At 70.7% G+C, this 23,461-nt stretch carries 25 protein-coding genes; 6 read left to right on the top strand and 19 right to left on the bottom strand.

The genetic code is table 11. From position 1 onward, the window contains the following. Positions 1-8 precede the first annotated feature (8 nt). Complete coding sequence (gene murA, locus JKJ07_RS12620) at positions 9-1,295, bottom strand: UDP-N-acetylglucosamine 1-carboxyvinyltransferase (protein ID WP_202991628.1); 1,287 nt, start codon at positions 1,293-1,295, stop codon at positions 9-11. Between the two features lie 42 nt (positions 1,296-1,337). On the opposite strand from murA, the gene JKJ07_RS12615 reads away from it, so the two are divergent. The 3 genes from JKJ07_RS12615 to JKJ07_RS12605 all read left to right on the top strand — a co-directional run bounded on the left by JKJ07_RS12615 (position 1,338) and on the right by JKJ07_RS12605 (position 4,054). After that, complete coding sequence (locus tag JKJ07_RS12615) at positions 1,338-1,913, top strand: cob(I)yrinic acid a,c-diamide adenosyltransferase (protein WP_202991627.1); 576 nt, start codon at positions 1,338-1,340, stop codon at positions 1,911-1,913. Beyond that, the gene (locus tag JKJ07_RS12610) at positions 1,913-2,302 is read left to right on the top strand and encodes a VOC family protein (RefSeq protein ID WP_202991626.1); all 390 of its coding nucleotides are present in this window, start codon (positions 1,913-1,915) and stop codon (positions 2,300-2,302) included. The genes JKJ07_RS12615 and JKJ07_RS12610 overlap by 1 nt, the downstream gene beginning before the upstream one ends. 507 nt (positions 2,303-2,809) lie before the next feature. Then, positions 2,810-4,054 carry a tRNA ligase subunit PheS family protein gene (locus JKJ07_RS12605; RefSeq protein ID WP_236028742.1) on the top strand — a complete coding sequence of 415 codons (1,245 nt, stop codon included), beginning with the start codon at positions 2,810-2,812 and terminating at the stop codon, positions 4,052-4,054. On the opposite strand, the gene JKJ07_RS12600 is transcribed toward JKJ07_RS12605, so the two are convergent. The 14 genes from JKJ07_RS12600 to glyA form a co-directional block, all read right to left on the bottom strand. After that, on the bottom strand, positions 3,986-4,783 hold the full coding sequence (locus JKJ07_RS12600; protein WP_202991625.1) for a PhzF family phenazine biosynthesis protein: 798 nt from the start codon (positions 4,781-4,783) through the stop codon (positions 3,986-3,988). The genes JKJ07_RS12605 and JKJ07_RS12600 overlap by 69 nt on opposite strands. A 50-nt stretch (positions 4,784-4,833) precedes the next feature. Further along, the gene (locus JKJ07_RS12595) at positions 4,834-5,301 is read right to left on the bottom strand and encodes a DUF2550 domain-containing protein (protein ID WP_202991624.1); all 468 of its coding nucleotides are present in this window, start codon (positions 5,299-5,301) and stop codon (positions 4,834-4,836) included. A gap of 8 nt (positions 5,302-5,309) precedes the next feature. Continuing rightward, positions 5,310-5,591, bottom strand: coding sequence for a F0F1 ATP synthase subunit epsilon (locus tag JKJ07_RS12590; RefSeq protein ID WP_202991623.1), 282 nt, complete (start codon positions 5,589-5,591; stop codon positions 5,310-5,312). A gap of 107 nt (positions 5,592-5,698) precedes the next feature. Beyond that, the gene (locus JKJ07_RS12585; protein ID WP_438871390.1) at positions 5,699-6,823 is read right to left on the bottom strand and encodes an LCP family protein; all 1,125 of its coding nucleotides are present in this window, start codon (positions 6,821-6,823) and stop codon (positions 5,699-5,701) included. A gap of 158 nt (positions 6,824-6,981) precedes the next feature. Further along, on the bottom strand, positions 6,982-8,424 hold the full coding sequence (gene atpD, locus JKJ07_RS12580) for a F0F1 ATP synthase subunit beta (protein WP_202991622.1): 1,443 nt from the start codon (positions 8,422-8,424) through the stop codon (positions 6,982-6,984). Beyond that, complete coding sequence (locus JKJ07_RS12575; RefSeq protein WP_184955248.1) at positions 8,424-9,353, bottom strand: F0F1 ATP synthase subunit gamma; 930 nt, start codon at positions 9,351-9,353, stop codon at positions 8,424-8,426. The genes atpD and JKJ07_RS12575 overlap by 1 nt, the downstream gene beginning before the upstream one ends. A gap of 3 nt (positions 9,354-9,356) precedes the next feature. Continuing rightward, a complete protein-coding gene (atpA, locus tag JKJ07_RS12570; protein ID WP_202991621.1) occupies positions 9,357-11,048 on the bottom strand; it encodes a F0F1 ATP synthase subunit alpha in 1,692 nt (563 codons plus the stop codon). 83 nt (positions 11,049-11,131) lie between these two features. Beyond that, the gene (locus JKJ07_RS12565) at positions 11,132-11,953 is read right to left on the bottom strand and encodes a F0F1 ATP synthase subunit delta (protein ID WP_202991620.1); all 822 of its coding nucleotides are present in this window, start codon (positions 11,951-11,953) and stop codon (positions 11,132-11,134) included. After that, a complete protein-coding gene (locus tag JKJ07_RS12560; RefSeq protein ID WP_202991619.1) occupies positions 11,953-12,516 on the bottom strand; it encodes a F0F1 ATP synthase subunit B in 564 nt (187 codons plus the stop codon). The genes JKJ07_RS12565 and JKJ07_RS12560 overlap by 1 nt, the downstream gene beginning before the upstream one ends. A 31-nt stretch (positions 12,517-12,547) precedes the next feature. Next, on the bottom strand, positions 12,548-12,772 hold the full coding sequence (locus tag JKJ07_RS12555; protein ID WP_202991618.1) for an ATP synthase F0 subunit C: 225 nt from the start codon (positions 12,770-12,772) through the stop codon (positions 12,548-12,550). A 79-nt stretch (positions 12,773-12,851) separates the two neighbouring features. After that, a complete protein-coding gene (gene atpB / locus JKJ07_RS12550; protein ID WP_202991617.1) occupies positions 12,852-13,646 on the bottom strand; it encodes a F0F1 ATP synthase subunit A in 795 nt (264 codons plus the stop codon). A gap of 15 nt (positions 13,647-13,661) precedes the next feature. After that, entirely contained in the window at positions 13,662-13,892 is a 231-nt protein-coding gene (locus JKJ07_RS12545) for an AtpZ/AtpI family protein (RefSeq protein WP_184955242.1), read from the bottom strand. A gap of 209 nt (positions 13,893-14,101) precedes the next feature. Then, positions 14,102-14,608: a hypothetical protein gene (locus JKJ07_RS12540; protein WP_307834222.1), complete on the bottom strand. Its 507-nt coding sequence runs from the start codon at positions 14,606-14,608 to the stop codon at positions 14,102-14,104. Then, the gene (gene glyA, locus JKJ07_RS12535; RefSeq protein WP_202991616.1) at positions 14,605-15,894 is read right to left on the bottom strand and encodes a serine hydroxymethyltransferase; all 1,290 of its coding nucleotides are present in this window, start codon (positions 15,892-15,894) and stop codon (positions 14,605-14,607) included. The genes JKJ07_RS12540 and glyA overlap by 4 nt, the downstream gene beginning before the upstream one ends. A gap of 80 nt (positions 15,895-15,974) precedes the next feature. On the opposite strand from glyA, the gene JKJ07_RS12530 reads away from it, so the two are divergent. Beyond that, a complete protein-coding gene (locus JKJ07_RS12530; protein ID WP_202991615.1) occupies positions 15,975-17,432 on the top strand; it encodes an SDR family oxidoreductase in 1,458 nt (485 codons plus the stop codon). On the opposite strand, the gene JKJ07_RS51690 is transcribed toward JKJ07_RS12530, so the two are convergent. The 4 genes from JKJ07_RS51690 to prmC are packed head-to-tail and all read right to left on the bottom strand — an operon-like array spanning position 17,425 to position 20,509. Then, the gene (locus JKJ07_RS51690) at positions 17,425-18,369 is read right to left on the bottom strand and encodes an L-threonylcarbamoyladenylate synthase (RefSeq protein ID WP_202991614.1); all 945 of its coding nucleotides are present in this window, start codon (positions 18,367-18,369) and stop codon (positions 17,425-17,427) included. The two genes, JKJ07_RS12530 and JKJ07_RS51690, sit on opposite strands and share 8 nt — an antisense overlap. Beyond that, entirely contained in the window at positions 18,366-18,959 is a 594-nt protein-coding gene (locus JKJ07_RS12520) for an arsenate reductase/protein-tyrosine-phosphatase family protein (protein WP_202991613.1), read from the bottom strand. The genes JKJ07_RS51690 and JKJ07_RS12520 overlap by 4 nt, the downstream gene beginning before the upstream one ends. Position 18,960: 1 nt before the next feature. After that, positions 18,961-19,605 carry an L-threonylcarbamoyladenylate synthase gene (locus JKJ07_RS12515; protein WP_202991828.1) on the bottom strand — a complete coding sequence of 215 codons (645 nt, stop codon included), beginning with the start codon at positions 19,603-19,605 and terminating at the stop codon, positions 18,961-18,963. 37 nt (positions 19,606-19,642) lie between these two features. After that, on the bottom strand, positions 19,643-20,509 hold the full coding sequence (prmC, locus tag JKJ07_RS12510) for a peptide chain release factor N(5)-glutamine methyltransferase (protein WP_202991612.1): 867 nt from the start codon (positions 20,507-20,509) through the stop codon (positions 19,643-19,645). A gap of 79 nt (positions 20,510-20,588) precedes the next feature. Between prmC and JKJ07_RS12505 the strand changes: the two genes are divergently transcribed. Together JKJ07_RS12505 and JKJ07_RS12500 are read left to right on the top strand one after the other, a co-directional pair. Further along, entirely contained in the window at positions 20,589-22,112 is a 1,524-nt protein-coding gene (locus tag JKJ07_RS12505; RefSeq protein ID WP_202991611.1) for a GGDEF domain-containing protein, read from the top strand. 8 nt (positions 22,113-22,120) lie between these two features. Then, positions 22,121-23,458, top strand: a complete 1,338-nt coding sequence (locus JKJ07_RS12500; RefSeq protein ID WP_202991610.1) for an outer membrane protein assembly factor BamB family protein — start codon at positions 22,121-22,123, stop codon at positions 23,456-23,458. Positions 23,459-23,461 lie beyond the last annotated feature (3 nt).

The raw sequence follows: 23,461 nt of genomic DNA, 5'->3' as shown, positions 1-23,461 counted from the left end.
AGGCCTTGTCAGAAGTCGAACGTCGGCTCGGGCACGTCGGCCCGCTCGACCTCGACGCCCAGCTTGGCCAGGTCGGCCACGAAGTCGGGATAGCCCCGGTCGATGTGGTGCACCTCGCCGACCTCGGTCACGCCCTCGGCGCACAGGCCGGCGATGACCAGCCCCGCCCCGGCCCGGATGTCGGTGGCCCGCACCGGCGCCCCGGAAAGCCGCTCCCGCCCGTTGACCACCGCGTGGTGGCCGTCCGTGCGGATGTCGGCGCCCAGGCGCACCATCTCGTTCACGAACATGAAGCGGCCGTCGAAGATGTTCTCGGTGATCAGCGAGGAGCCCTCGGCCACGGCGGCCAGCCCGATCGCCATCGGCAGCAGGTCGGTCGCGAAGCCCGGATAGGGCAGGGTCACGATGTCGACGGCCTTGGGGCGCTCGGTCATCCGGACGCGGAAGCGGTTGTCGCCCGGCTCGACCGAGGCGCCCGCCGTGACCAGCTTGTCCAGCGCCACGTCGAGGAACTCGGGCCGCACGCCCTGCACTGTCACGTCGCCCCGGGTCATCGCGGCGGCGAACGCCCAGGTGCCGCCGACGATGCGGTCGCCCACGGTCCGATGCCGTACGGGCTGGAGCTCCTGCACGCCCTCGATGGTGAGCGTGGACGTGCCGGCGCCGCCGATCTTGGCGCCCATCGCGGTCAGCATCTCGCAGATGTCGACGATCTCGGGCTCGCGGGCCGCGTTGTCGATCTCGGTCACGCCCTTGGCCAGCACGGCCGCCATCAGCAGATTCTCGGTGGCGCCGACGCTCGGGAAGTCCAGCCAGATCTTGCCGCCGCGCAGGCCGCCTGGCGCCGAGGCGATCACGAAGCCGTGCTCGCCGGAGATCTGCGCGCCCATCCGGGCCAGACCCGAGACGTGCATGTCGAGGCCGCGGGAGCCGATCATGTCGCCGCCGGGGAGGGCGACGCGGACATATCCCGTACGGGCGAGGAGCGGGCCGAGCACGCAGATCGACGCCCGCAGGCGGCGGACCAGGTCGTAGTCGGCCTCGCTGCCCGGATTGTCGGGCACGTCGATGGTGGCCTGACCGCCCTCGAGCGACACCTGGCACCCCAGCCGGCGCAGCACCTCGGCCATGATGGCGATGTCGGTGATCCGCGGAACGTTCTCGACGACGCTGCGGCCCGGCGCGAGCAGCGCGACCGCCATCAGCTTGAGCGCCGAGTTCTTCGCGCCACCCACAGTGACCTCACCGGTCAGCGGCGTGCCGCCCTTCACCCTGATCACATCCACGCGGGCCATGGTATGGGCAAGCGCACAGGGACGCGTCCGTAGGGTGGGGGCATGGCCGTTCACCTCACTCGCATCTACACACGCGCCGGCGACGCCGGGCAGACCCGCCTCGGCAACAACGAGGTCGCCGGCAAGACCGACCCGCGGATCGTGGCGTACGCGGACGCCGACGAGTGCAACGCGGCGATCGGGGTGGCGCTGGCCCTCGGTGACCTGCCGGAGGACGTCCGCAAGGTGCTCACCGCCATTCAGAACGATCTCTTCGACGTCGGGGCCGACCTGTGCAACCCCGAGACGGAGAACCCGCCGTACCCCCCGCTGCGGATCACCGAGCAGTACGTGACCCGGCTCGAGGGCTGGTGCGACGAGTTCAACGAGCGGCTGCCCGCCCTCGACAGCTTCGTGCTGCCCGGCGGCACCCCCGGGGCGGCCCTGCTGCACGTGGCCCGCACGGTCGCGCGCCGGGCCGAGCGCTCGACCTGGGCCCTGCTGCAGACAGACCCCTCCCGTACGGGTGAGCTGCCCGCGAAATACCTGAACCGCCTCTCCGACCTGCTCTTCATCCTGTCCCGCATCGCCAACCCGGGCGGCGACGTGAAGTGGGTCCCCGGCGGAGGCGCGGCCTGATGCTGCACCACGTCGAACTCTGGGTCCCCGACCTGCCCGGCGCGCTCACGCCCTGGGGCTGGCTGCTGGGCGAGCTGGGCTGGCAGCAATATCAGGACTGGCCCGGCGGCCGGTCGTGGCTCTGCGAGGGCGTCTATCTGGTGCTGGAGCAATCACCGGCCCTCTCCGGCGAGGTGCACGACCGCCTCGCGCCCGGCCTCAACCACCTGGCCTTCAACGCGGGCAGCCCCGCTTCGGTCGACCGCCTCACGGCCGAGGCGCCCGCCCACGGCTGGACCCTGCTCTTCCCCGACCGCCACCCACGAGCCGGCGGCCCCGACTCCTACGCGGCCTACCTGGAGGACGCGTGGGGCTACGAGGTCGAACTCCAGTCAGGCCCACCCGACTAAGGCCTGTTTTATAACTGGGGCGGCAGCGAGGCCGGGTCCAGATTTCGTCTGGTGGTGGCCCGTGGAAGCCCGGCTCCCGGGGTTGGATCCGGGCTTTCGCGGGACGCCGCCAGGCGGGATCTGGGCCCTGCCGCAGCCCCGTCCCAGTTATAAAACAGGCCTTGGCACACTCCCGGTCCAGATCTTCCGTTGTCCACAGTCTCGGGTTATCCACAGCCCGCCCCGCCGACCGGCGTCCCGATCCGCCCCACCCGATAAAATGGCCGTGGGCGGGGGTCCCCCGGTGGGGCGGGCCTTGTTTACATGTGTTTCATTTGTTGCGCTCGAAAATCTGGTGACCGGCTTCGCCGTTGGTGTCACCATCGGGGTATGACGTCTCGCGCTGTGTTTGCTCGGCCTCCTCTGGCGGCCGGCTGACCTGCGCACTTCTCTTGGCCGTCCCACGGGGCGGCCATTTCTCGTTCCGGCCTCTCGCGTGGGCAGCCTCCTTCCGACAAGGAGAGCCCGATGACCCTCGCCACCGACCTGGCCGTACGCGACCTCACCGACCCCGCAGCCGGCCCGCATGCGATCCAACTGATCGTCGATGCCGTGCTCGCAGCGGCACACGCCCGATATCCGGAGGCCGCCGTGATCGTCCATCGCGGTGACCGCATCGTCGACGTGGCCGACAACTACGACCGGCTCGGCTACAGCCCATCGGCGGCGGCCCGCGACAGCCGGTACACCCGGTATGTGGACGAGCGACGGATGCTGCGGTCTCAGACATCCGCGCTCATTCCGGGCGCGTTGCGGCAACTGCCGGTCACCGAGGCGCTGATCGTGTGCCCGGGCATGGTTTATCGCCGCGACTCCATCGACCGCCTGCACACCGGCACGCCCCACCAACTCGACCTCTGGTGGGTCGGCCCGTCCCCCGCCGAAACGCCCAGCCCGACCGAGCAGCCCGCCCCGGCCATACCGATCGCCCCGGCCGATGCACCCGCGGCGGCCGACGAACCCGCCCCGACCGAGCCCACCACCCAAGCCGACTCACTCGGACTCGGCGGGGACTTGATTGCGCTTGTCGCGGCCGTCGTGGCGGCGGTCCTGCCCGGCGCGGAGTGGCGCGCCAACCCGGCGGCCCATCCCTACACGACCGGTGGCCTGGAGATCGAGGCTCTAGTGGGAAACGCCTGGGTCGAGATCGGCGAGTGCGGAGTCGCGGCGCGGCAGGTCATCGGGTCCGGGCGGCAAGGCTTGGCGCTCGGGCTCGGTCTCGACCGGTTGCTGATGCTCCGGAAGGGCATCGACGACATCCGCCTGCTGCGCTCGACCGACCCGAGGGTCAGCGGCCAACTGCTCGACCTGACGCCGTACCGGCCCGTCTCGCTCCAGCCCGCGGCCCGGCGTGACATCTCGGTGGCCCTGCCCGCCGGCGTGACGGCCGAGGAGCTGGGCGATCGGGTGCGGGAGCTGCTCGGGGCGGATGCCCACCTGGTCGAGGAGGTGGCCATCGAGTCGGTCACCCCGCCCGCCGCGCTGCCGGAAGCCTCCCGCGAGCGGCTCGGCATCCGCGACGGCGAGGTCAACGTGCTGCTCCGCGTCGTGCTGCGCGACCTGCACCGGGCCCTGCCCAAGCAGGCCGCCAACGCCCTGCGCGACCGCCTCTACGCAGGCCTGATGAGCAACCGCCGCGATGGGTCAGGCGTGGAGTGTGCCGTCGATGACGGTGACGGCCTTGCCGGTCAGCAGGGTGCGGTCGCCGCGTAGGGAGACTTGGACGAGCCCGCCCCGCCGGGAGGCCTGATAGCCCACCAGCTCGGTGCGCCCACCGAGCCGGGCCGACCAGAACGGGGCCAGTGCGGTGTGGGCGCTGCCGGTCACCGGGTCCTCCCCCACGCCGGCCGCGGCCCCGAAGAAGCGGGACACGAAGTCGTAGCCGGCGCCGGGGTCGTCGGCCCGGGCGGTGACGATCACGCCGCGCTGGTCGTAGGTGGCCAGCGTGGCCAGGTCGGGCGTCAGATTCCGTACGGCGGTCTCGTCGGCCAGCTCCAGCAGCACGTCGTCGGTGTTGGGGCCGGTGTGGTGCACCGAGACGGGCGCGGCGCCGAGCACGTCGAGCAGCTTGGCGTCGGGCGCCAGCGGGGTCAGGGGCGCCGTCGGGAAGTCGAGCGTGTAGGAGCCGTCGGGCCCGGCCGTGGCGGTGAGCACGCCGCTGCGGGTCGCGAAGCTGACCGTGCCGTCGACCGCCAGCACGTGGGCGGTGGCCAGCGTGGCGTGGCCGCACAGCGCCACCTCTACGGCGGGAGTGAACCAGCGCAGGGCGTAGTCGGCCTCGCCGTCGTCGAGCGGGTGCACAAAGGCGGTCTCGGAGAGGTTGACCTCGGCCGCGACCTGGCTCATCCACTCGTCCGAAGGAAAGCGGTCGAGCACGACCACTCCGGCGGGATTCCCGGCGAACGGGCGGTCGGTGAAGGCATCGACGATTCGGATCCGCATGCCTCGACGCTAGAACGCGGGGGCGGAGGCGGCGAGAGCCAATCAGGCCGTCACGGCTCGATCGTGCGGGGCTGGATGACCGGGCGGGGCGCGACACTGCCGGGTGGGCCCGGAGGCGCGGCCTCGAGCCAGGAGAGAAAGCCGGTGACCGTGGACTCGGCCATGGCGATCTCGATCTCGTCGAGGGTGGTGGTGAGGCGCAGGATGACCCAGTGACCGGGCATCGTCAGGCGCTCGGGGCCCTCGGGGGGACGCCGGCTCTCGACCACGGTCGTGGCCCGGTCGAGGATGCGTTTGGGGCGGAAGGCGAAGCTGAACATGCGATGGATCCGCAGCGTGCCCCCCGCGAACTGGCCGATCGCCGGGGACCAGCCGCGGCCCGGCACGAGGGTGGTGACGCGGATCTGCAAGCGGATCGTCCCGCCGCCGAGCATGAGCAGCCGGCGGCGGAAGAAGACCGCGAAGAGGACAAGGAGCAGCGCACCGACGCAGATTCCGAAGACTTCCAGAACCCGCATCGCCGGTGTCAGCGAGACTCGGGAGAGGCGGGCGTGGCGCTCTCGGCCAGGACGGTCACGCCGTCGGCGTCGATCGAGAGGAAACCGCCGGACACGTCGTAGGTGAGCTGCTCGCCCCCGGCGAGCTTGACCCGCACCTGCGACGGCTCCTTGAGCAGGCCGAGCAGCGGCGAGTGACCGGGCAGCACGCCGATCTCACCCTCGGTGGTGCGCGCGACGAGCATTTCGGCCTCGCCGGACCAGATGCGTTCCTCGACGGCAACGACCTTCACGGGCAGCTGGTTGGCCACGCTGTCCTCCTGTTGAGCCTGCTTTGACCTCCGGCGGCACCGCCGAATGGGTGAAGTCTAATCGGCGCCGCCGGTCGCCGTGGTAGGGGGTGGCAACCCCCACACGGTCAGGCGCCGTTGTTGTTGATGTACTCCGGGTTACGGAACACGAAGTCCTGCACCGTGTCCTGCCGGACCGCCGTGAAGAAATCCTTCGCGCTGGCGTCGAGCTCCTCGCCGCGGTAGTTGCCGTTGACCATGATCGACTCGCCCGGCAGCTTGATCAGCGTCATGTCGTCGGAGCGGATGTTCTTCATCGAGAAGGCCCAGTCGACCACGTTGTGGCCGCCGCCGTCGAAGATCAGCGCCTTGCCGGCCGCCTTGAGCACGCGGTCGAGCTTGGCCGGGTTGGTCACCACGTCCTTGCCGAGGGCCTGCTTGGCCATGGCCTTGATGAACTGCTGCTGGTGCCGCTGGCGGTCGTAGTCGCCGCGGGGCAGGCCGTAGCGCTGCCGGACGTAGTCGAGCGCCTGCCAGGCCTGCAGATGCTTGGTGCCGATCTTGTATTCGGCCTGGGGGCCGTAGTAGGGGTGGGAGCACGAGTTGTCGGCGCAGCGGGCCAGGCGTGGGCGCGGCTTGCCGTTGGGCTGCAGGTGCTCGGACTTCACGTTCTGGTCGATCGTCATCGTGACGCCGCCCATGGCCTCGACGATCGCCTTGAAGCCGTTGAAGTTGATGATGGCGCCGGCGTCGAACTCGGGGATGCCGGTGAGCTGGCCGACCGTCTTGGCCAGCAGATCGAAGCCCTGCACCACGTCGTGCTTGCCGTTGCCGACCGCGCTGCCGTACCCCATGGCGGCATTGATCTTGGAGCGGCCGCCCTTGAAGCCGGTCTTCTCGAACGCCGGGATGTCGACCACCAGGTCACGCGGGATCGAGAACAGGTATGCCTGCTTCATGTCCTTGGGGATGTGCGCCACGATGATCGAGTCGCTGAGCGGGGTCTGCTCGTCGGTGCGCGGGTCGATGCCGACCAGCAGGATGTTGAGCGGGCCCTTGATGTCCGACACCTTGGTGTTGGCGTTGGCGGCGGGCGCGCCGAGCAGGTTCTGCGTCTCGATCGACCCGGCGTAGCGGGACACCAGCACCTGCTGGGTCACCAGGGCGCCACCGGCGACCACCATGAGCACGCACCCGAAGATGGCGCACAGTCGCGCCCACAGAGGCGTGCGTCGTTTCCCGCTCTTCGCCACTTGCTCCCCAATGCCTCGATCCGACGCCGACAACAGTAACGAGCGAGCGCTCCCCGAATCGCCGCACAAGCTAACAAAACGGACACTACTTTTCCCGAGCACGACGAAGCCGCGCCCACTATTACAGTCGGCGCGGCCTCGTTGACTCTGAGTGGGCGTCAGCCCTTCATCAGCTCGTGTGCGTTCTTCTCGAGGTCCTCGAGGCCACCGCACATGAAGAAGGCCTGCTCGGGGAAGTTGTCGTACTCGCCCTCGCTGATCTTCTTGAACGCCTCGATGGTCTCCTTGAGCGGGACCGTCGAGCCGGGGACGCCGGTGAACTGCTCGGCGGCGTACGTGTTCTGGGAGAGGAAGCGCTCGATGCGGCGGGCCCGCTGCACCGTGACCTTGTCCTCTTCCGAGAGCTCGTCCATGCCGAGGATGGCGATGATGTCCTGCAGGTCCTTGTACTTCTGCAGGATTCGCTGCACCTCACGGGCGACCGCGTAGTGCTCGGCGCCGACGAACTCGGGCGCCAGGATCCGCGAGCTGGAGGCCAGCGGGTCCACGGCGGGGTAGATGCCCTTGTCGGAGATCGACCGCTCGAGGTTGGTCGTCGCGTCCAGGTGGGCGAACGTGGTGGCCGGCGCCGGGTCGGTGTAGTCGTCGGCGGGCACGTAGATCGCCTGGAGCGAGGTGATGGCCTTGCCCCGGACGGAGGTGATGCGCTCCTGGAGCTCGCCCATCTCGTCGGCCAGCGTGGGCTGGTAACCCACGGCGGAGGGCATGCGGCCGAGCAGGGTGGAGACCTCGGAACCGGCCTGGGTGAACCGGAAGATGTTGTCGATGAAGAGCAGCACCTCCTGGTTCTGGACGTCCCGGAAGTACTCCGCCATGGTCAGCGCGGACAGGGCGACCCGCAGGCGGGTGCCCGGCGGCTCGTCCATCTGGCCGAAGACGAGGGCGGTCTTGTCGAGCACGCCACCCTCCTCCATCTCCAGGATGAGGTCGTTGCCCTCACGGGTGCGCTCGCCGACACCGGCGAACACCGACGTACCACCGAAGTTGCGGGCCACCCGGATGATCATCTCCTGGATGAGCACCGTCTTGCCCACGCCCGCGCCGCCGAACAGGCCGATCTTGCCACCACGCACGTACGGCGCGAGGAGGTCGAGCACCTTGATGCCGGTCTCCAGCATCTCGGTCTTGGGCTCGAGGTCGGCGAAGGCCGGGGGCTTGCGGTGGATCGCCCAGCGCTCCTGGATGTCCAGCGTCGACGGGTCGACGTTGAGCACCTCGCCGAGGGCGTTGAACACGTGGCCCTTGGTCACGTCGCCGACGGGCACCGAGATCGGCGAGCCGGTGTCGGCGACCTCGGCCCCGCGGACCAGGCCGTCGGTCGGCTGCATCGAGATGGCGCGGACGATGTTGTCACCCAGGTGCTGGGCGACCTCGAGCGTCAGCGTCTTGGTGCCCTCGGAGAGGGTCACCGAGACGTGCAGCGCGTTGAAGATGTCCGGCATGGCGTCACGGGGGAACTCGGCGTCGACGACCGGGCCGATGACCCGGACGACGCGGCCGACACCGGTCTCCGCCTTGGTGGGCTCAGCTACAGCAGTCATCACATATCACTTCCTGCCGAGGACAGCGCCTCGACGCCGCCGACGATCTCACTGATTTCCTGGGTGATCGCAGCCTGCCGCGCGGAGTTCATCTCGCGCGTGTACCGCTTGAGCAGGTCGTCCGCGTTGTCCGACGCGCTCTTCATCGCCCGCCGCCGGGAGGCCGACTCGCTGGCCGCCGAGTCCAGCAACGCCGCGTAGATCCGCGTGTTGAGGTATTTCGGCAGCAGCGCGTCGAGCAGCTCGTCGGCGTCCGGCTCGAACTCGTAGGCCGGGCGCAGCCCGGGCTCGACCTCGCGCTCCTCGACCTGCATGGGGGCCAGGAAGTGCGCCTCGGCGCTCTGCGTCATCAGCGACTTGAACTGCGTGCTGACGATGTGCAGCTCGTCGACGCCCTGGATCCCGTCGGGGCCGTAGGTCTCGTCGGTGTCGTCCGCGCCCGCGACGAACGCGTCCAGCAGGGCGTCACCGATCGCCTTGGCGTCCGAGAACGACGGCCGCTCGGAGAAGCCCGTCCAGCTGGTCTCGATCGGCCGGTTGCGGAACCGGTAGTAGCCGACGCCCTTGCGGCCGACGACGTAGAGCACCGGGTCCTTGCCGTCCGCCTTGAGCCGCTCGATCAGCTGCTCGGCGGTGCGGATGGCGTTGGCGTTGTAGGCGCCGGCCAGGCCGCGGTCGCTGGTGATGAGCAGGACACCCGCCCGCCGGACCCGCTCGCGCGGGACCAGCAGGGGGTTGTCGATCGTCGCGTTGGACGCCAGGGCGGTCAGGACCTGGGTGATCGCCTCCGCGTACGGCTTGGAAGCCTGAACGCGCTCCTGAGCCTTGGCGATGCGGCTGGTGGCCACCAGCTCCTGCGCCTTTGCGATCTTCTTGGTCGACTTGACGGTGCGGATGCGCCGCCTAAGCGCCTGTACCTGACCGGCCATGACTCAGCCTTCAGTCGAGTTAGGGGCGGCGGCGGGGGGGTTGGATGGGTGGCCTTCGGCCGGACGGGGAACCTCGCGGGTCACCGTCTCACGCGTCTGGCGGCCCTCTTCGAGCGGCTCGGCCGGGTTCTCGTTGACCGCCGAACCCGTCTCGCCGCGCTTGAAGAGCTCCTTGAACTCCGTCACGCCGCTCTTCAGGTTCTCGATGTCGTCGTCCGACAGCAGGCCGGTCGAGTCGATCGCGGTGTAGGTGTCGCTGCGGTTGCGCTTGACCCAGCTCAGGAAGTCCTGCTCGAAGCGGCGCACGTCGGCCACGTCGATGTCGTCGAGCTGGCCGGTGGTGCCGGCCCAGATCGTGATGACCTCCTCGACCACCGAGTACGGCGAGTACTGCGGCTGCTTGAGCAGCTCGACCAGGCGGACGCCCTTCTCGAGCTGAGCCCGCGACGCGCGGTCCAGGTCGGAGGCGAAGGCCGAGAAGGCCTCCAGCTCACGGAACTGGGCCAGGTCGAGGCGCAGGCGGCCGGAGACCGAGCGCATCGCCTTGACCTGCGCCGAGCCGCCGACCCGGGACACCGAGGTGCCGACGTTGATCGCCGGGCGGACACCCGAGGCGAACAGGTCGGTCTCCAGGAAGATCTGGCCGTCGGTGATCGAGATGACGTTCGTCGGGATGTAGGCCGAGATGTCGTTGGCCTTGGTCTCGATGATCGGCAGGCCGGTCATCGAGCCGCCACCGAGCTCGTTGGAGAGCTTGGCGCAGCGCTCGAGCAGCCGGGAGTGCAGGTAGAAGACGTCGCCCGGGTACGCCTCGCGGCCCGGCGGGCGGCGCAGCAGCAGCGACACGGCGCGGTAGGCCTCGGCCTGCTTGGTCAGGTCGTCGAAGACGATCAGGACGTGCTTGCCGGCGTACATCCAGTGCTGGCCGATGGCCGAGCCGGTGTACGGCGCGATGTACTTGAAGCCGGCCGGGTCGGAGGCCGGAGCGGCGACGATCGTCGTGTACTCGAGCGCGCCCTGGGCCTCCAGCGTGCCGCGGATCGAGGCGATGGTGGTCGCCTTCTGCCCGATCGCGACGTAGATGCAGCGAACCTGCTTCTCCGGGTCGCCGGACTCCCAGTTGGCGCGCTGGTTGATGATCGTGTCGATCGCGACCGTGGTCTTGCCGGTCTTGCGGTCGCCGATGATCAGCTGGCGCTGACCGCGGCCGATCGGCGTCATGGCGTCGATCGCCTTGATGCCGGTCTGCAGCGGCTGCTTCACCGGCTGGCGGGCCATCACGTTGGGAGCCTGGAGCTCGAGCTCGCGGTCGCCCTCGCTGGCGATGTCGCCGCGGTCGTCGATCGGCCGGCCCAGCGGGTCGACCACGCGACCGAGGAAGGCGTCGCCGACCGGAACCGAGAGAACGCGGCCGGTCCGCTTGACCTGCTGGCCCTCCTCGATGCCGGCGAAGTCACCCAGGACCACGACGCCGATCTCGCGGACGTCGAGGTTCTGGGCGACACCCAGCGTGCCGTCCTCGAACTCGAGCAGTTCGTTCGCCATCACCGAGGGCAGGCCCTCGACGTGCGCGATGCCGTCGCCCGCATCGGAGACGATGCCGACCTCTTCGCGGGTCACCGTATTGGTAGCGGACGAGACGTAGCGCTCTAGCGCCCCCCGGATCTCGTCCGAGGAGATGGTCAGCTCGGCCATCCTCTGCCTTCTCTGTCTAGCTCGGGACGTTCCCGCCACCGAGGGGCCTGCTCGATCCGCGTCGCCGCGGGATCGAGGAAAATCTACTTCGCGAATGCCTGCTTGGCGGCGTTGAGCCGACGCAGGATCGTGCCGTCGTAGAGGTCGGAGCCGACCCGGACACTGACGCCGCCGATGATCGCGGGATCGACGTCGACCTTGAGCGAGACCGGCCGACCGTAGATGTCGGACAGCTTGGCAGCCAGCGCCTGCTCGTCGGCGTCGGAGAGCGGCTGGGCCACCGTCACGTACGCGACCTCACGGTCCCGCTTCGCGGCGGTCAGCTCCACCAACCGGGTCAACGACGACTCGAAGCCACGACCCCCGAAGCCCTCGAGAGCGATCTCGGCGAGCCGCACCGTGGCCGGCTGGGCCTTGCCCTTGAGCAAGTCCTCCACCAGCTTAACCCGGCGTTCCTGCGGCGCACCGGCGTCACCGAGCGTGACGGCCAGCTGGGGGTTGCCCGAGACGATCTGCCCGAAGCGGAACAGCTCGTCCTCGATGTCGGCCAGCTTGCCGTCCTTCTGGGCCGAGTCCAGCACCGCGTCGGCACCCAGCCGCTCGACGGCGTCGAGCAGCTCGGCCGGCCGGGAGAACCGGCCCGACACCAGGGTCGCCAGGGTGTCGAGAACGACCTCGGCCACCTTGCCTGACAACAGCGAGCGGATCAGGGCGCCCCGATCGGCGCCGGAGCGCGACGGGTCGGTCAGCGCCCGGCGCAGCCGCGGCTGAGCGCGCAGCAGCCCGGCCACCGACAGGATCTGGTCGGCGGCCGCGGCGACCTGCCCGCTCGTGGCGGTGGCCGTGCCGGCGGCGAACTTGGCGCCCGCCTCGGCCGTGGCCTGCTGACCGGCGGTCGACGCCATCAGCGCCGCCCGCCCGCCGAGCCGGCCGGGCCGAGCTCGTTGATGAACCGCTCGACCGTGCCCCGGCTGCGCGCCTCGTCGGCGAGGCTCTCGCCGACGATCTTGCTGGCCAGGTCGACCGCGAGCGATCCGACCTCGGAGCGGAGCTCACGCACGATGCTTTCGCGCTGTGCGGCGAGCTGCTCCTGGCCGGCACCGATGATGCGGTCCGACTCCTCGCGGGCCTTGGCCAGGATGTCCTGGCGGATGCCCTCGGCATCGGCCCGGGCCTCGTCGCGGATGCGCGCGGCCTCGGTGCGAGCCTCGGCCAGCTGGGCCTTGTACTGCTCGAGGAGCTGGTTGGCCTCGGCCTGAGCAGCCTCGGCGCGCTTGATGCCACCCTCGATCGCGTCCACCCGCGCCGCGAAGGTCTTCTCCATCATCGGGAAGACGAACTTCATGAGCACGAAGCACAGGATGCTGAACGCGATGAGGCCGAGCACGACCTCCTGCCACAGCGGGATGATCGGGTTGTGGTCCGACTCGCCGGCTTCAGCCGCGACGGTCAGAACTTCGGTGATCATGGACACCTCCCAACGAGGAGTACGGGAGTGACTAGCCGGCCCAGATGAAGCCGAAGGCGATACCCAGAAGCGCGAGCGCCTCGATAACGGCGAAGCCGATCCAGACGTACGGCAGGGTCAGGCGGGACGACTCCGGCTGACGAGCGGTCGACTGGATGTAGGCCGAGAAGACCAGACCCACACCAATGCCGGGGCCGATGGCGGCGAGGCCGTAACCGATGGCAGCGGTGCTACCGACAACTTCGGCGAAGAGCATTTCAGGATCCTCCTGGTATCTCGCGTGACGATCACGCGGGACGACAAACGGGGTGATGCAGGGTGATGCGTGGAGTTGCTCAGTGCTCGTCGGCGAGCGCGCCCTGGACGTAGCTCGCGGTCAGCACCGTGAAGACGTAGGCCTGGAGGCAGATGACCAGGAACTCCAGGAAGGTCAGGGCGATGGTCATCACCCACGAGACGACCGAGAACGGCGCGAACCACACGTTGGCGTTCAGCATCGCGAAGCCGCCCAGCGTGAACACCAGCAGCAGCATGTGGCCGGCGAACATGTTGGCGAAGAGACGGACGGCGAGAGAGAACGGCCGGACGAGGAACGTCGAGAAGAACTCGATCGGAATCAGCAACGGCAGGATGAACCACGGCGCCGGCGGGATGAGCGCGTGCTTGAAGTACTTCAGGCCGCCATGGTGCTTCATGCCGATGTAGATGAACATCACGTAGCTGATGACCGCGAGAACGGCGGGGAAGGCGATGTGCGAGTTCGGCGAGATCTGCGCGAACGGCACGATGGCCCAGAAGTTCATCAGCAGGATGAAGACGAACAGCGTCGTCAGGTACGGCGCGAAGTTGATGCCGCGCTTGCCGAGCATGTCGACCGCGATGTTGTTCCGCACGAAGCCGTAGATGCTCTCGGCGATCCACTGCTTCTTGGTCGGCACCAGCGCCGGCTTCCGGTACGAGACCAGGAAGAAGATGATGATGATGGCGATCGAGATCCACAGCAGCGCCGTGATCTTCGTGAACCAATACGAGTTGTGCTCGCCCCACGGCAGGATGCTGGGCAGGTAGAAGTCCTCGACCTTCGGCGGGAACGGAACTTCCGCTGCGAGAACAGTCGACTGACCGGTCACCGTAGCCCTTTCCTGTCAGGCGCCGAGACGGCGCACGATGAGGTAGACACCGCCGCCGATACCAACGACAGCGCCGATTCCGGCGAAGATGCCCTTGGTGCCGAGCCAGTGATCAACCAGCCAACCGATCGCTCCCCACACCAACATGCCCGAGATGAGGTAAGCGACAGCCGTCATTCCCATGCCCGTGTCGGGCGGGGGCTGGTCGTCACCGCTGGGGTTCCTGGGAGGTTCTTGACCGGTCATGACGGCCCGAACGATATCAGCAGGAAACACGAGGCTAAGCGGGACCCCCCGCACAACCGCAGTTGTCCAGGCGTCAGGGGTCTCGCAACTGGAAGGACACGGTACTCCCCCTTCGCCATAACCGGACAACACACAACCGTTCACGTCACCGTTTCGTGGTCAACAAACCACGAATAGGGCGCTGACGAGGCGAAACGGCTGTAAGAAGATCAGTTCGGGCGACTAACTCGGTGAAACCACCACGCCTGAACGGCAGTCCAGACGACCACGCCGGCGACGATCCCGTACCCCAGCGCGTTCTTACCCGGCCACGTCGTCGATACGCCGTAGGCCAGCACCACGCCGAGTGCCCCGTACTTCAGAACATATGTAAAAAGGGCGAGCGGCATCAGCAGAGCCGGGCGAACGGTGTCGGCCCACGCGATGACGAGCGTCGACATCGTGAAGCTGACGGTCACGATCATGACGCCGGCCGACGCGCCGAGCGCCGAGGCCGGCCCGCCGGTGACGAAACCGATGGAGGCGGCGAAGAGCAGGAGGGCGAAGGAGACCGCGCTCAGGAACGGCAGGTGCGCCACTCGCCAGCGGGGATCGGCCGGGAGCGGAGGCAGATCGGGCAGGGAGAGGTCGTCTTTGTCCTCTTCCTCGGCCTGCTGCCGCTGAAACTCCAGCGCCCGCAGTCGCTCCCGCTCGAACTCATCGATCTCCGTGTTCACGCCATCACCTCCTGCCGCCCGTACGCCGGGAACCGTCGCACCAGGGCAGCCACCTCGTCCGCGGCGTCGGCCAGCCGGGACGCCCCGCCCGCGGTGTCCGGATCGCTGCGCACGGCCACGCCGATCAGCGCGGCGATCTGCCGCATCTCGCCCTCGCGCATCCCCTGGGTGGTCACGCTCGGCGAGCCCACCCGGATGCCCGAGGCCACCGCGGGTCGCTCCGGATCGTACGGGATGGCGTTCTTGTTGAGCGTGATGCGGGCCAGATCGCACCTCGTCTCGGCGTCGCGGCCGGACACCCCGAGCCCGCGCAGGTCGGCCAGCGCCAGGTGGGTGTCGGTGCCGCCGGCGACGGGCCGCATCCCCTCGGCGGCCAGGCCCGCGGCCAGCGCCTGCGCGTTCTTGACGACCTGCCGGGCGTACGTGCGGAAGCTCGGCTGCGACGCCTCGCGCAGGGCCACCGCCTTGGCCGCGATGACGTGCATCATCGGCCCGCCCTGGCTGAACGGGAAGACGGCCTTGTCGATCCGCTGGGCCAGCTCGGCCCGGCACAGGATCAGGCCGCCGCGGGGGCCGCGCAGCACCTTGTGCGAGGTGCAGGTGACCACGTCGGCGTGCGGCACCGGCGACGGGATGGCCCGACCGGCGACCAGGCCCATGAAGTGCGCAGCGTCGACGACCAGATAGGCGCCGGCCTCGTCGGCGATCTCGCGGAACCGGGCGAAGTCGATCAGACGGGGGTACGCCGAGGCGCCGCAGATGATCAGCTTGGGCCGGTGGGCCAGCGCGAGGTCGCGCACCTCGTCGTAGTCGATCTCCTCGGTGTCGGGGCGGACCCGGTAGCCGATCGGGTGGAACCACTTGCCGCTGAAGTTGACCCGGCTGCCGTGGGTCAGGTGCCCGCCGTGCGGCAGCTTCATGGCCAGCACCGGATCGCCGGGTTCGGCCAGGGCCGCGTACGCCGCCAGGTTGGCCGCCGCGCCCGAGTGCGGCTGTACGTTGGCGTGCTCGGCCCCGAAGAGCTCCTTGGCCCGCTCGACGGCCAGCCGCTCCGCTTTGTCGACCTCGAGGCAGCCGCCGTAGTAGCGCTCGCCCGGATAGCCCTCGGCGTACTTGTTGGCCAGCGTCGAGCCCAGCGCGGCGAGCACGGCCGGCGACGTGAGGTTCTCGCTGGCGATCAGCTGCAGGCCGGTGCGCTGCCGCTCGACCTCGGCCAGCAGAACCCGGGCGATCTCCGGATCGGCGCTCTCGAGCGCGCCGAAATCCGGCCCCCAGAACGTGTCCACGTGCCCTCCCCCGAGTAGGCCGCGCTGCCGATTCGAGCATATGGCTTCACCAGGTCATTCCGAGGGCACAGTCTGTGTTTATGCGGTGCTTGGTGACGGGTGCGACGGGATACATCGGCGGGCGGCTCGCGCCGCGCCTGCTCGAGGCCGGCCACGAGGTGCGCTGCCTGACCCGCGGCGCGAGCCGTCTGCGCGACGTGCCGTGGGCCGGCCGGACCGAGGTGGTCGAGGGCGACCTGAACGAAGCCGGGACGCTGCCGGCCGCCCTGGCGGGCGTCGACGTCGCGTATTTCCTGGTCCACTCGCTGGGCCGGGCCGACTTCGAGAAGCTCGACCGGGAGGCGGCGACGAACTTCGCGACCGCGGCCCGGGCGGCCGGCGTCGCGCGGATCGTCTACCTCGGCGGCCCCGAACCGCCGCCCGGCGACAAGCCCTCGCCGCACCTGCGCTCGCGGGCCGAGGTCGCGCGGATCCTGCTCGCCAGCGGCGTCCCGACGGCCGTGCTGCGGGCCCCGGTGATCATCGGCTCCGGTTCGGCGTCGTTCGAGATGCTGCGCTACCTGACCGAGCGGCTGCCGGTGATGGTCACCCCGCGCTGGGTGCGCAACCAGATCCAGCCCATCGCCGTCCGCGACGTGCTGCGCTACCTGATCGCCGCGGCCGGCCTGCCGCCCGAGGTCAACCGCGGCTTCGACGTCGGGGGCGCCGACGTGCTCACGTACGGGCAGATGATGCAGGGCTACGCCCGGGTGGCCGGCCTGCGCCGCCGCGTGATCGTGCCGCTGCGGCCGCTCAGCCCGTGGCTGTCGTCGCACTGGGTCGGGGTGGTCACCCCCGTGCCCAACGCGATCGCCCGCCCGCTGGTGGCAAGCCTGGTGCACGAGGCCGTGGCCCACGAGAACGACATCCGCGAGTACGCCCCCGGCGAGCCGCTCGGCTTCGAGCAGGCGGTCCGGGTCGCGCTCGGCAAGATCCGCGACGCCGACGTGGAGACCCGCTGGTCGAACGCGGCCGGCCGGGACTGGGCGGCCGAACCCCTGCCGAGCGACCCGGACTGGTCCGGCGGCAGCGTCTACGTCGACGAGCGCAGCCGCGCGGTGCGGGCCCCGGCCGAGGCGCTGTGGCGGGTCATCGAGGGCGTCGGCGGCGAGAACGGGTGGTATTCGTTCCCGCTGGCCTGGGCCGTACGGGGCTGGCTGGACCGGCTGGCCGGCGGGGTGGGCCTGCGCCGGGGCCGCCGCGACCGCGAGCGCCTGTGGGTGGGCGAGGCGCTGGACTGGTGGCGGGTCGAGGAGATCGAGCCGGGCAAACTGCTGCGGCTGCGGGCCGAGATGCGCGTGCCGGGGCGGGCCTGGCTCGAGATGCGCGCCGCCCCCGACGGCAACGGCGGCAGCGTCTATCGCCAGCGGGCCGTCTTCGTGCCGCGCGGCCTGGCCGGCCACGCCTACTGGGCGGCCGTCCTGCCCTTCCACGGCATCATCTTCAACGGCATGGCCCGCAACATCGCCCGCGGCGCGGAGACAACGAAGGCTACTTAGCCGCGGCGCGGCCCAGGCGGTCGCGGACGGCCAGCCAGTCCTCGGTCTGCGGCGGCTCCCGCACCAGGATCGTCGCCACCCCGGCGTCGTCCAGGCGATGCAGGGCCGCGTAGAGGTCGGCGGCGTATTCGCGCGGGTCGGCCGAGAGGACTTCGGCGCCCTCGACGTCGGCCCCCTCGTACGTGAGCACTCCCACCGGGCCGGACAGACCGGTCTGATCCACCTCTTTGACCAGCCGCAACGTGGCCCGCGGGGCGTAGTGGCGGCGGCTCATGCCCGGCGAGGAGCGGACCGCGCCGTCGGCCGGGCCCTCGTCGGGCAGGAGGATCAGGCCGACCACGTCGCGGATCGCCCGCAGGGGCAGCGCGCCCGGTCGCAGCAGCCGGGGGGTCTCGCCGGTGACGTCGACGACCGTGGACTCGATGCCCCACGACGCCGGGCCGCCGTCGAGCACCAGCGGCACGTCGGGCAGGCTGCGCAGCACGTGCTCGGCGGTGGTCGGCGAGATGCTCTCGGAGCGGTTGGCGCTGGGCGCGGCGAGCGGCAGCCCGGAGGCCTCGAGCAGGCGCAGCGCCACCTCGTGGGCCGGGATCCGGATCGCGATGGTGTCGTTGCTCGCGCCCACGCCCTCGAGGCGGCGGGCCCGCGGCACGACCAGCGTGAGCGGCCCGGGCCAGAACTGGGCGGCCAGCTCGTTGGCGGTGCCGGGCCAGCTCTCGGCCAGGCCCCGGGCCGCCTCGACGTTCGCCACGTGCACGATCAGCGGGTTCCACGACGGGCGGCGCTTGAGGCGATAGATCTCGGCCACCGCGCGCTCGGAGAACGCGTTCGCGCCCAGGCCGTAGACGGTCTCGGTGGGGAAGGCGACCACCGACTCGGCCCGCAGCACCTCGACGGCGCGGCGCAGCCCCTCGGCGTCGGGACTGACGACGGTCACGGGAGCAGGAGCTTGGCGAACGGGACCGTGGTGTCCTCGATCTCGTCGCCGACGCGCTGGAAGGTCTGGTCGCCGCGGCCCCACGGGTCGTCGAGGTCGTCGGACGGCCGGGGCCCGTCGTCGCCCCGCAGCACGTGCACGGCGGCGACGATGGCGGCCCCGCGCGCCCGTACGGCCTCGGGCTTGGGCTCGCCCGGCGGGAGCGCGCTCGCGTCGACCGCGCCCAGCAGCCGGCCGAACTCGCCGGTGACGAACGTGCGGGCGGCCGCGTCGGGGCGCAGGGCGACCACGTAGTCGTACTGGTCGGCGGTCGCCGTGAGGATCAGGTCGGCCTCGTCGATGAAGTCGCCGCGCAGCTTGCGGGCCTCGAAGCCGGTGTCGGAGCCGCCGCGGGCCTTGACCTGGCGGGCGGCGGGCGGGTTCATCTCCTCGCCCTCGTGCCAGCCGCCGGTGCCCGCGCTGACGCTGTGCACCAGCTGGTCGCCCTGCTCGCCGGTGCGGTCGCGGACGGCCCGGGCCAGCAGGCGCTCGGCCATCGGGGACCGGCAGATGTTGCCCATGCACACGTGCAGGACGGTGAAGGCGGTCAAGTCAGTCCTCCGCCGCGAGGATCTCGGGCACCACGTCACGGAGCTTCTCGAACGGGATCGCCCCCGCCCGGAGCACCTGCGGCACCTCGCCGCTGACGTCGACGACCGTGCTCGGCGCCGGATCGTGCGCCTGGCCCGCCTCGAGATAGACCCGCACCGCGTACTCCAGCTGGTCGCGAGCGGCCTCGGCGGTGATCGGGGCCGGCTGACCCACCTTGTTGGCAGTGGTGACCGCCATGGGGCCGACCGCACGCAGCACCTCGAGGGCCACCGGGTGCAGCGGCATCCGCACCGCGACGCGGCCGCCGGTGTCCCCCAGATCCCACTGCAGGCTCGGCGAATGCTCCACGTAAAGGGTGAGCGCGCCCGGCCAGAACGCGTCGGCCAGCTCGCGCGCCGCCTTGGGCAGCGAATAGACCAGGCCGTCGAGCGTGTGCCGGGAGCCGACCAGCACCGGCGGGGGCACCTGGTTGGTGACGCTGCGCGCATGGTGCAGCGAGGTGATCGCGTGCGGGGTGAACGCGTCCGCCCCGACGCCGTACACCGTGTCGGTCGGCATGACGACCAGCTCACCGCTTTTGACCGCTTCGATGGCGGCGGCGATGCCGCGATCACGGTCCGCGGTGGTACGGCAGTCGTAGAGCATCACACCGTGCAGTCTGCCATGCGATCGCGCATATCGATCAGGCCCGCCTGGCCGTCGCGTACCGGGGCCGGCCGGTCAGGTCGTCATGGGCGGTCACCTCGGTGAACCGGCCGTCGGCCCGCAGCAGCTCCGGCACCGCCTCGCCGTGCACGTCGTCGTGCTCGATACCCACCACACCGCCGGGTTTGACCAGCCTCGCGGCCAGCGCGATGACCGGGCGGATCACGGTGAGCCCGTCGCGGCCGCCGAACACCGCCTCGGCCGGATCACGCGCCACCTCCGGCGGGACCGGGGTCTGCGAGGGAACGTACGGCGGGTTGCAGAGCAGGACGTCGACGGTCAGGCCCGGCAGCAGCCCCGGATCGGTCACGTCGCCCTCGACCACCTCGACAACCGGAAAGGCGGCGGCGTTGCGCCGCAAAAAGGACAGGGCCGCCGCCGACCGTTCGACGGCGACGACCCGGCCCGGCGCGGCCTCGTCGGCCACCGCGAGCGCGATCGCCCCGGTCCCGCTGCACAGATCGACCACCGTCGCGCCCGGCGCGGTGTGTTCGATCCCCCAGCCCGCGAGAAGCTCCGTCTCGGGTCGTGGGACGAAGACGCCGTCGCCGACCTGAAGTTCGAGATGCCGGAACGCGGCCGTGCCCAGCAGATGCTGCAGCGGAATCCGTCGCGCCCGCTCGGCCACGAGGGCGGTGAAACGACTCAACTCCTCGGGCCGCAGCGAGTCGACCAGCAGCAACCGCCCACGTGAGACGCCCAGCACGTGCGCGGCCAGCAGCTCAGCGTCGACCCGGGGCGACTCGACCCCGGCCGCCGAGAGATCGACGACCGCCGTGGCCAGGGCCCGGCTCAGCGGGGCCCGAACCGGCGGCCGGGAGGTGTCTTCGGAGTCGTTGTCCACGGCATAATCTTCAAACGTCACGTGCGGCGCCGATCGGCCGGGTCGGTGCAGGACGCGCGGCACCAGTGGGAGGCGCCTGGTGAGTTGGTTGGACCAGCTCGCGGAGAACACCGAGGAGCTGCGTCGCGCCGGGCGGCTCCAGCAGAACGGCCGCTCGGCGGAGGCGCTGCCGATCCTCGACAAGGTGCTGGCCGTCGCGGCGGATCCCACCACCCGGGCGTACGCGCTGGTGCAGCGGTTCGGCGCGCTGATCAACCTGGGCCGGATAGCCGAGCTGGCGACCGCGATGACGATCGCCGAGAACGCCGTCCGCGAGATCCCGGACGCCTATCTGCGCGGCCAGATGCACGCCTTCGCCGCCCTCGGCGCCCACCTCGAGCGCAATCTGGACCGGGGCGTGACCCACCTCGTGCAGGCGTCCCGCGCCCTGGCCGCCGTGCAGGAGAACGACTCCGAGACCGCCTGGGGCTGGCACGACCTGGCCATGGCCTATTCCTATCTGGGCTTTCACGGCCACGCGCTGACCGCGATCGAGCAGGCCCGGCAGGTCGGCGCCGCGGTCGGCCTGGCCCCCGAGATCTTCGCGGCCCCCGGTATCCGGCTGCGCAACGCCGTCTCGCTCGACCACCAGGGCGACACCGACGGCTGCCTGCGGGTGCTGCGCGACATCGACGCCGAGCTCACGCGATACGTCTCGATCGGCGCCGACCACATGCGGCCCGGCAGCCGCGCGGCGTACGGCTATTCGCTGGCCCGCCGGGCCGCGCTGGGCGAGGAGACCGAGGCCAACGCGGCCGAGTGGCTGACCGGCGGCGGCGACAGCGTGCGCACCCGCGACCTGCAGCATCTCGGTCACGTCTGTCTCGCCATGGCCGCCGGCCGCCCCGGTCAGGCGCTGTCCATGCTGGATTCGGTGCCGGTGTCGGCCGAGATCCTGGGCGCGGCCGAGCCGGCCCGGTTGCGCAGCATCTGCCATGCCGCCGCCGGTGACCACGCGGCCGCGCACGCCGCCGACCGCTACGCGTTCCGGCTGGCCGCCCAGCGCATCGACCGGCTGCGCGACGGCTATCTCGACGGCGTGGCGGCCCGGCTCGACGCGCAGGAGACCCAGCGCGACCCCGGCCGCTACGGCGACGAGACGCTCACCGATCCCCTGACCGGCCTGCCCAACCGCCGGCAGCTCGAGCGCTACGTGGCGACGATGCTGCAGCGCGGCGACCGGGCCGCGATCGGCGTGTGCGACCTGATCGGCTTCACCGAGGTCAACGCGCGGCACGGCCGGCACTGCGGCGACCTCGTGCTGCAACGCATCGCCGGGGTGCTCAACCGGGTCATGCGCCGCGGCGACTTCGTGGCCCGGTTCGCCGGCGACGAGTTCGTGGTCGTGCTGCCGGGCGCGGGCACGGCCCAGGCGGCCGAGGTGTCGCGGCGCATCACCGCGGCCACCAACGCCGAGAACTGGCAGATCCTGGTGCCGGGCACGCCGATCAGCCTGGCCGCGGGCTGGTCCGAGGTGGGGGCCAACGGGCGTACGCTCAGCGCCGCGCTGGCCGCGGCCGCGGCGAACCGGTTGCCGACCCGGCCCCTCTCCGAGATGACGTAACCCCTGCGATGAGCACGATCGAGCTCGGCGAGATCTCCCCGGCCCACGACGGCCCGGATCCCGTCGGCTCGCCCCGGTTCGACCGCCGGCTCGTCCGGCAGACCGGTCTCGGGCTGATCGCCGCCCTCTGCCTGGCCGGGCTGGCCGGCTCGCACGTGCCCGAGCCGCTCGGCGTCCGTCCGGTGTGGAGCATCTCGATCGCACAGGCCCAGGGCACGACGCTGACCAGCGACGGCGTCTTCGTGCACCGCTCGGTCAACGGCCTGGCCGCGGTCACCGCCTACGACCTGCCCACCGGCGCGGTTCGCTGGCAGCGCCCGTTCGACACCACGATCGGCTATCTGCAGGCCGCCGAGTCCGCGGGCATGCTGCTCGTGCCGACCGAGGGCCACGTCGTCGAGCTGCCCGCGGTCAACGAGCAGTCCGCCTTCCACGCCGAGTTCCACCGGCAGACGATCGCGATCTCGACGGCGACCGGGGCCGAGCTGTGGCGCACGGCCGGCGAGCCGTACACGGTGTCGGGCGAGACGGCGCTGCTGACCGAATACACCGACCGCGCCGACCTGGCCCGCATGCGGCTGATCCGGCTCAGCGACCACAGCACGATCTGGCGCCGCGACACCCCGGGCGTGGGCAACTACACGGTCATCCCGGGCGACCGGCCCGACAAGATCATCACGGCCACCGGCGCCGGCGTGATCAACATTTACTCGTACGCGACGGGCGAGCTGATCAGCACGGCCAAGGTCCCGTGGGTCAAGGGCAACCCCGACGAGGGCTACTTCAACGACCTCAGCGGCACCCGCGACGTCCTGGTGGTCAACCGATCACGCCGCGAGCTCTTCGACATGAGCGTCTACCGCGCCGACACGATGACCGAGCTGTGGCGGGCGCCCGACACCAACGGGTACGCCTTCCCGTGCGGCTCGGCCCTGTGCCTCAACGACGGCGCCGGCCTGGTCGCGTACGACCCGCTGACCGGCGAGCGCCGCTGGCGGCTGGACGGCGCCGTCAACGCCTTCCAGGTCACCCCCGACCGGCTCGTGCTCGGCGAGGGCCTGGACGACGGCCGCAACGTGCTCGTCGATGCCGAGACGGGCGCGGCCCTGGGCGAGCCGGCCTTCGGCACCCTGGCCTGGAGCGCGCCCGACGAGGCCTCGGTGCTCGTGCTGCGCTCGACCGTCTCGCCCCCGGACCGTACGGCGGTGATTCGCTGGGATCTGCGGACCGGCCGGCAGCGGATGCTGGGCACGATCGGCGCCATGGCCGGCCGCCCGTGCTCCTCGGTGCCCGGCTATCTGGTCTGCACGGTGGGCGACGACTATCAGGTCGTCGCCGTCCGCTAGACC

It is taken from the genome of Paractinoplanes lichenicola (assembly GCF_016785085.1).
In the GTDB taxonomy this organism is placed as follows: Bacteria; Actinomycetota; Actinomycetes; order Mycobacteriales; family Micromonosporaceae; genus Actinoplanes; species Actinoplanes lichenicola.
This window is presented reverse-complemented; position numbering and strand designations above follow the sequence as displayed.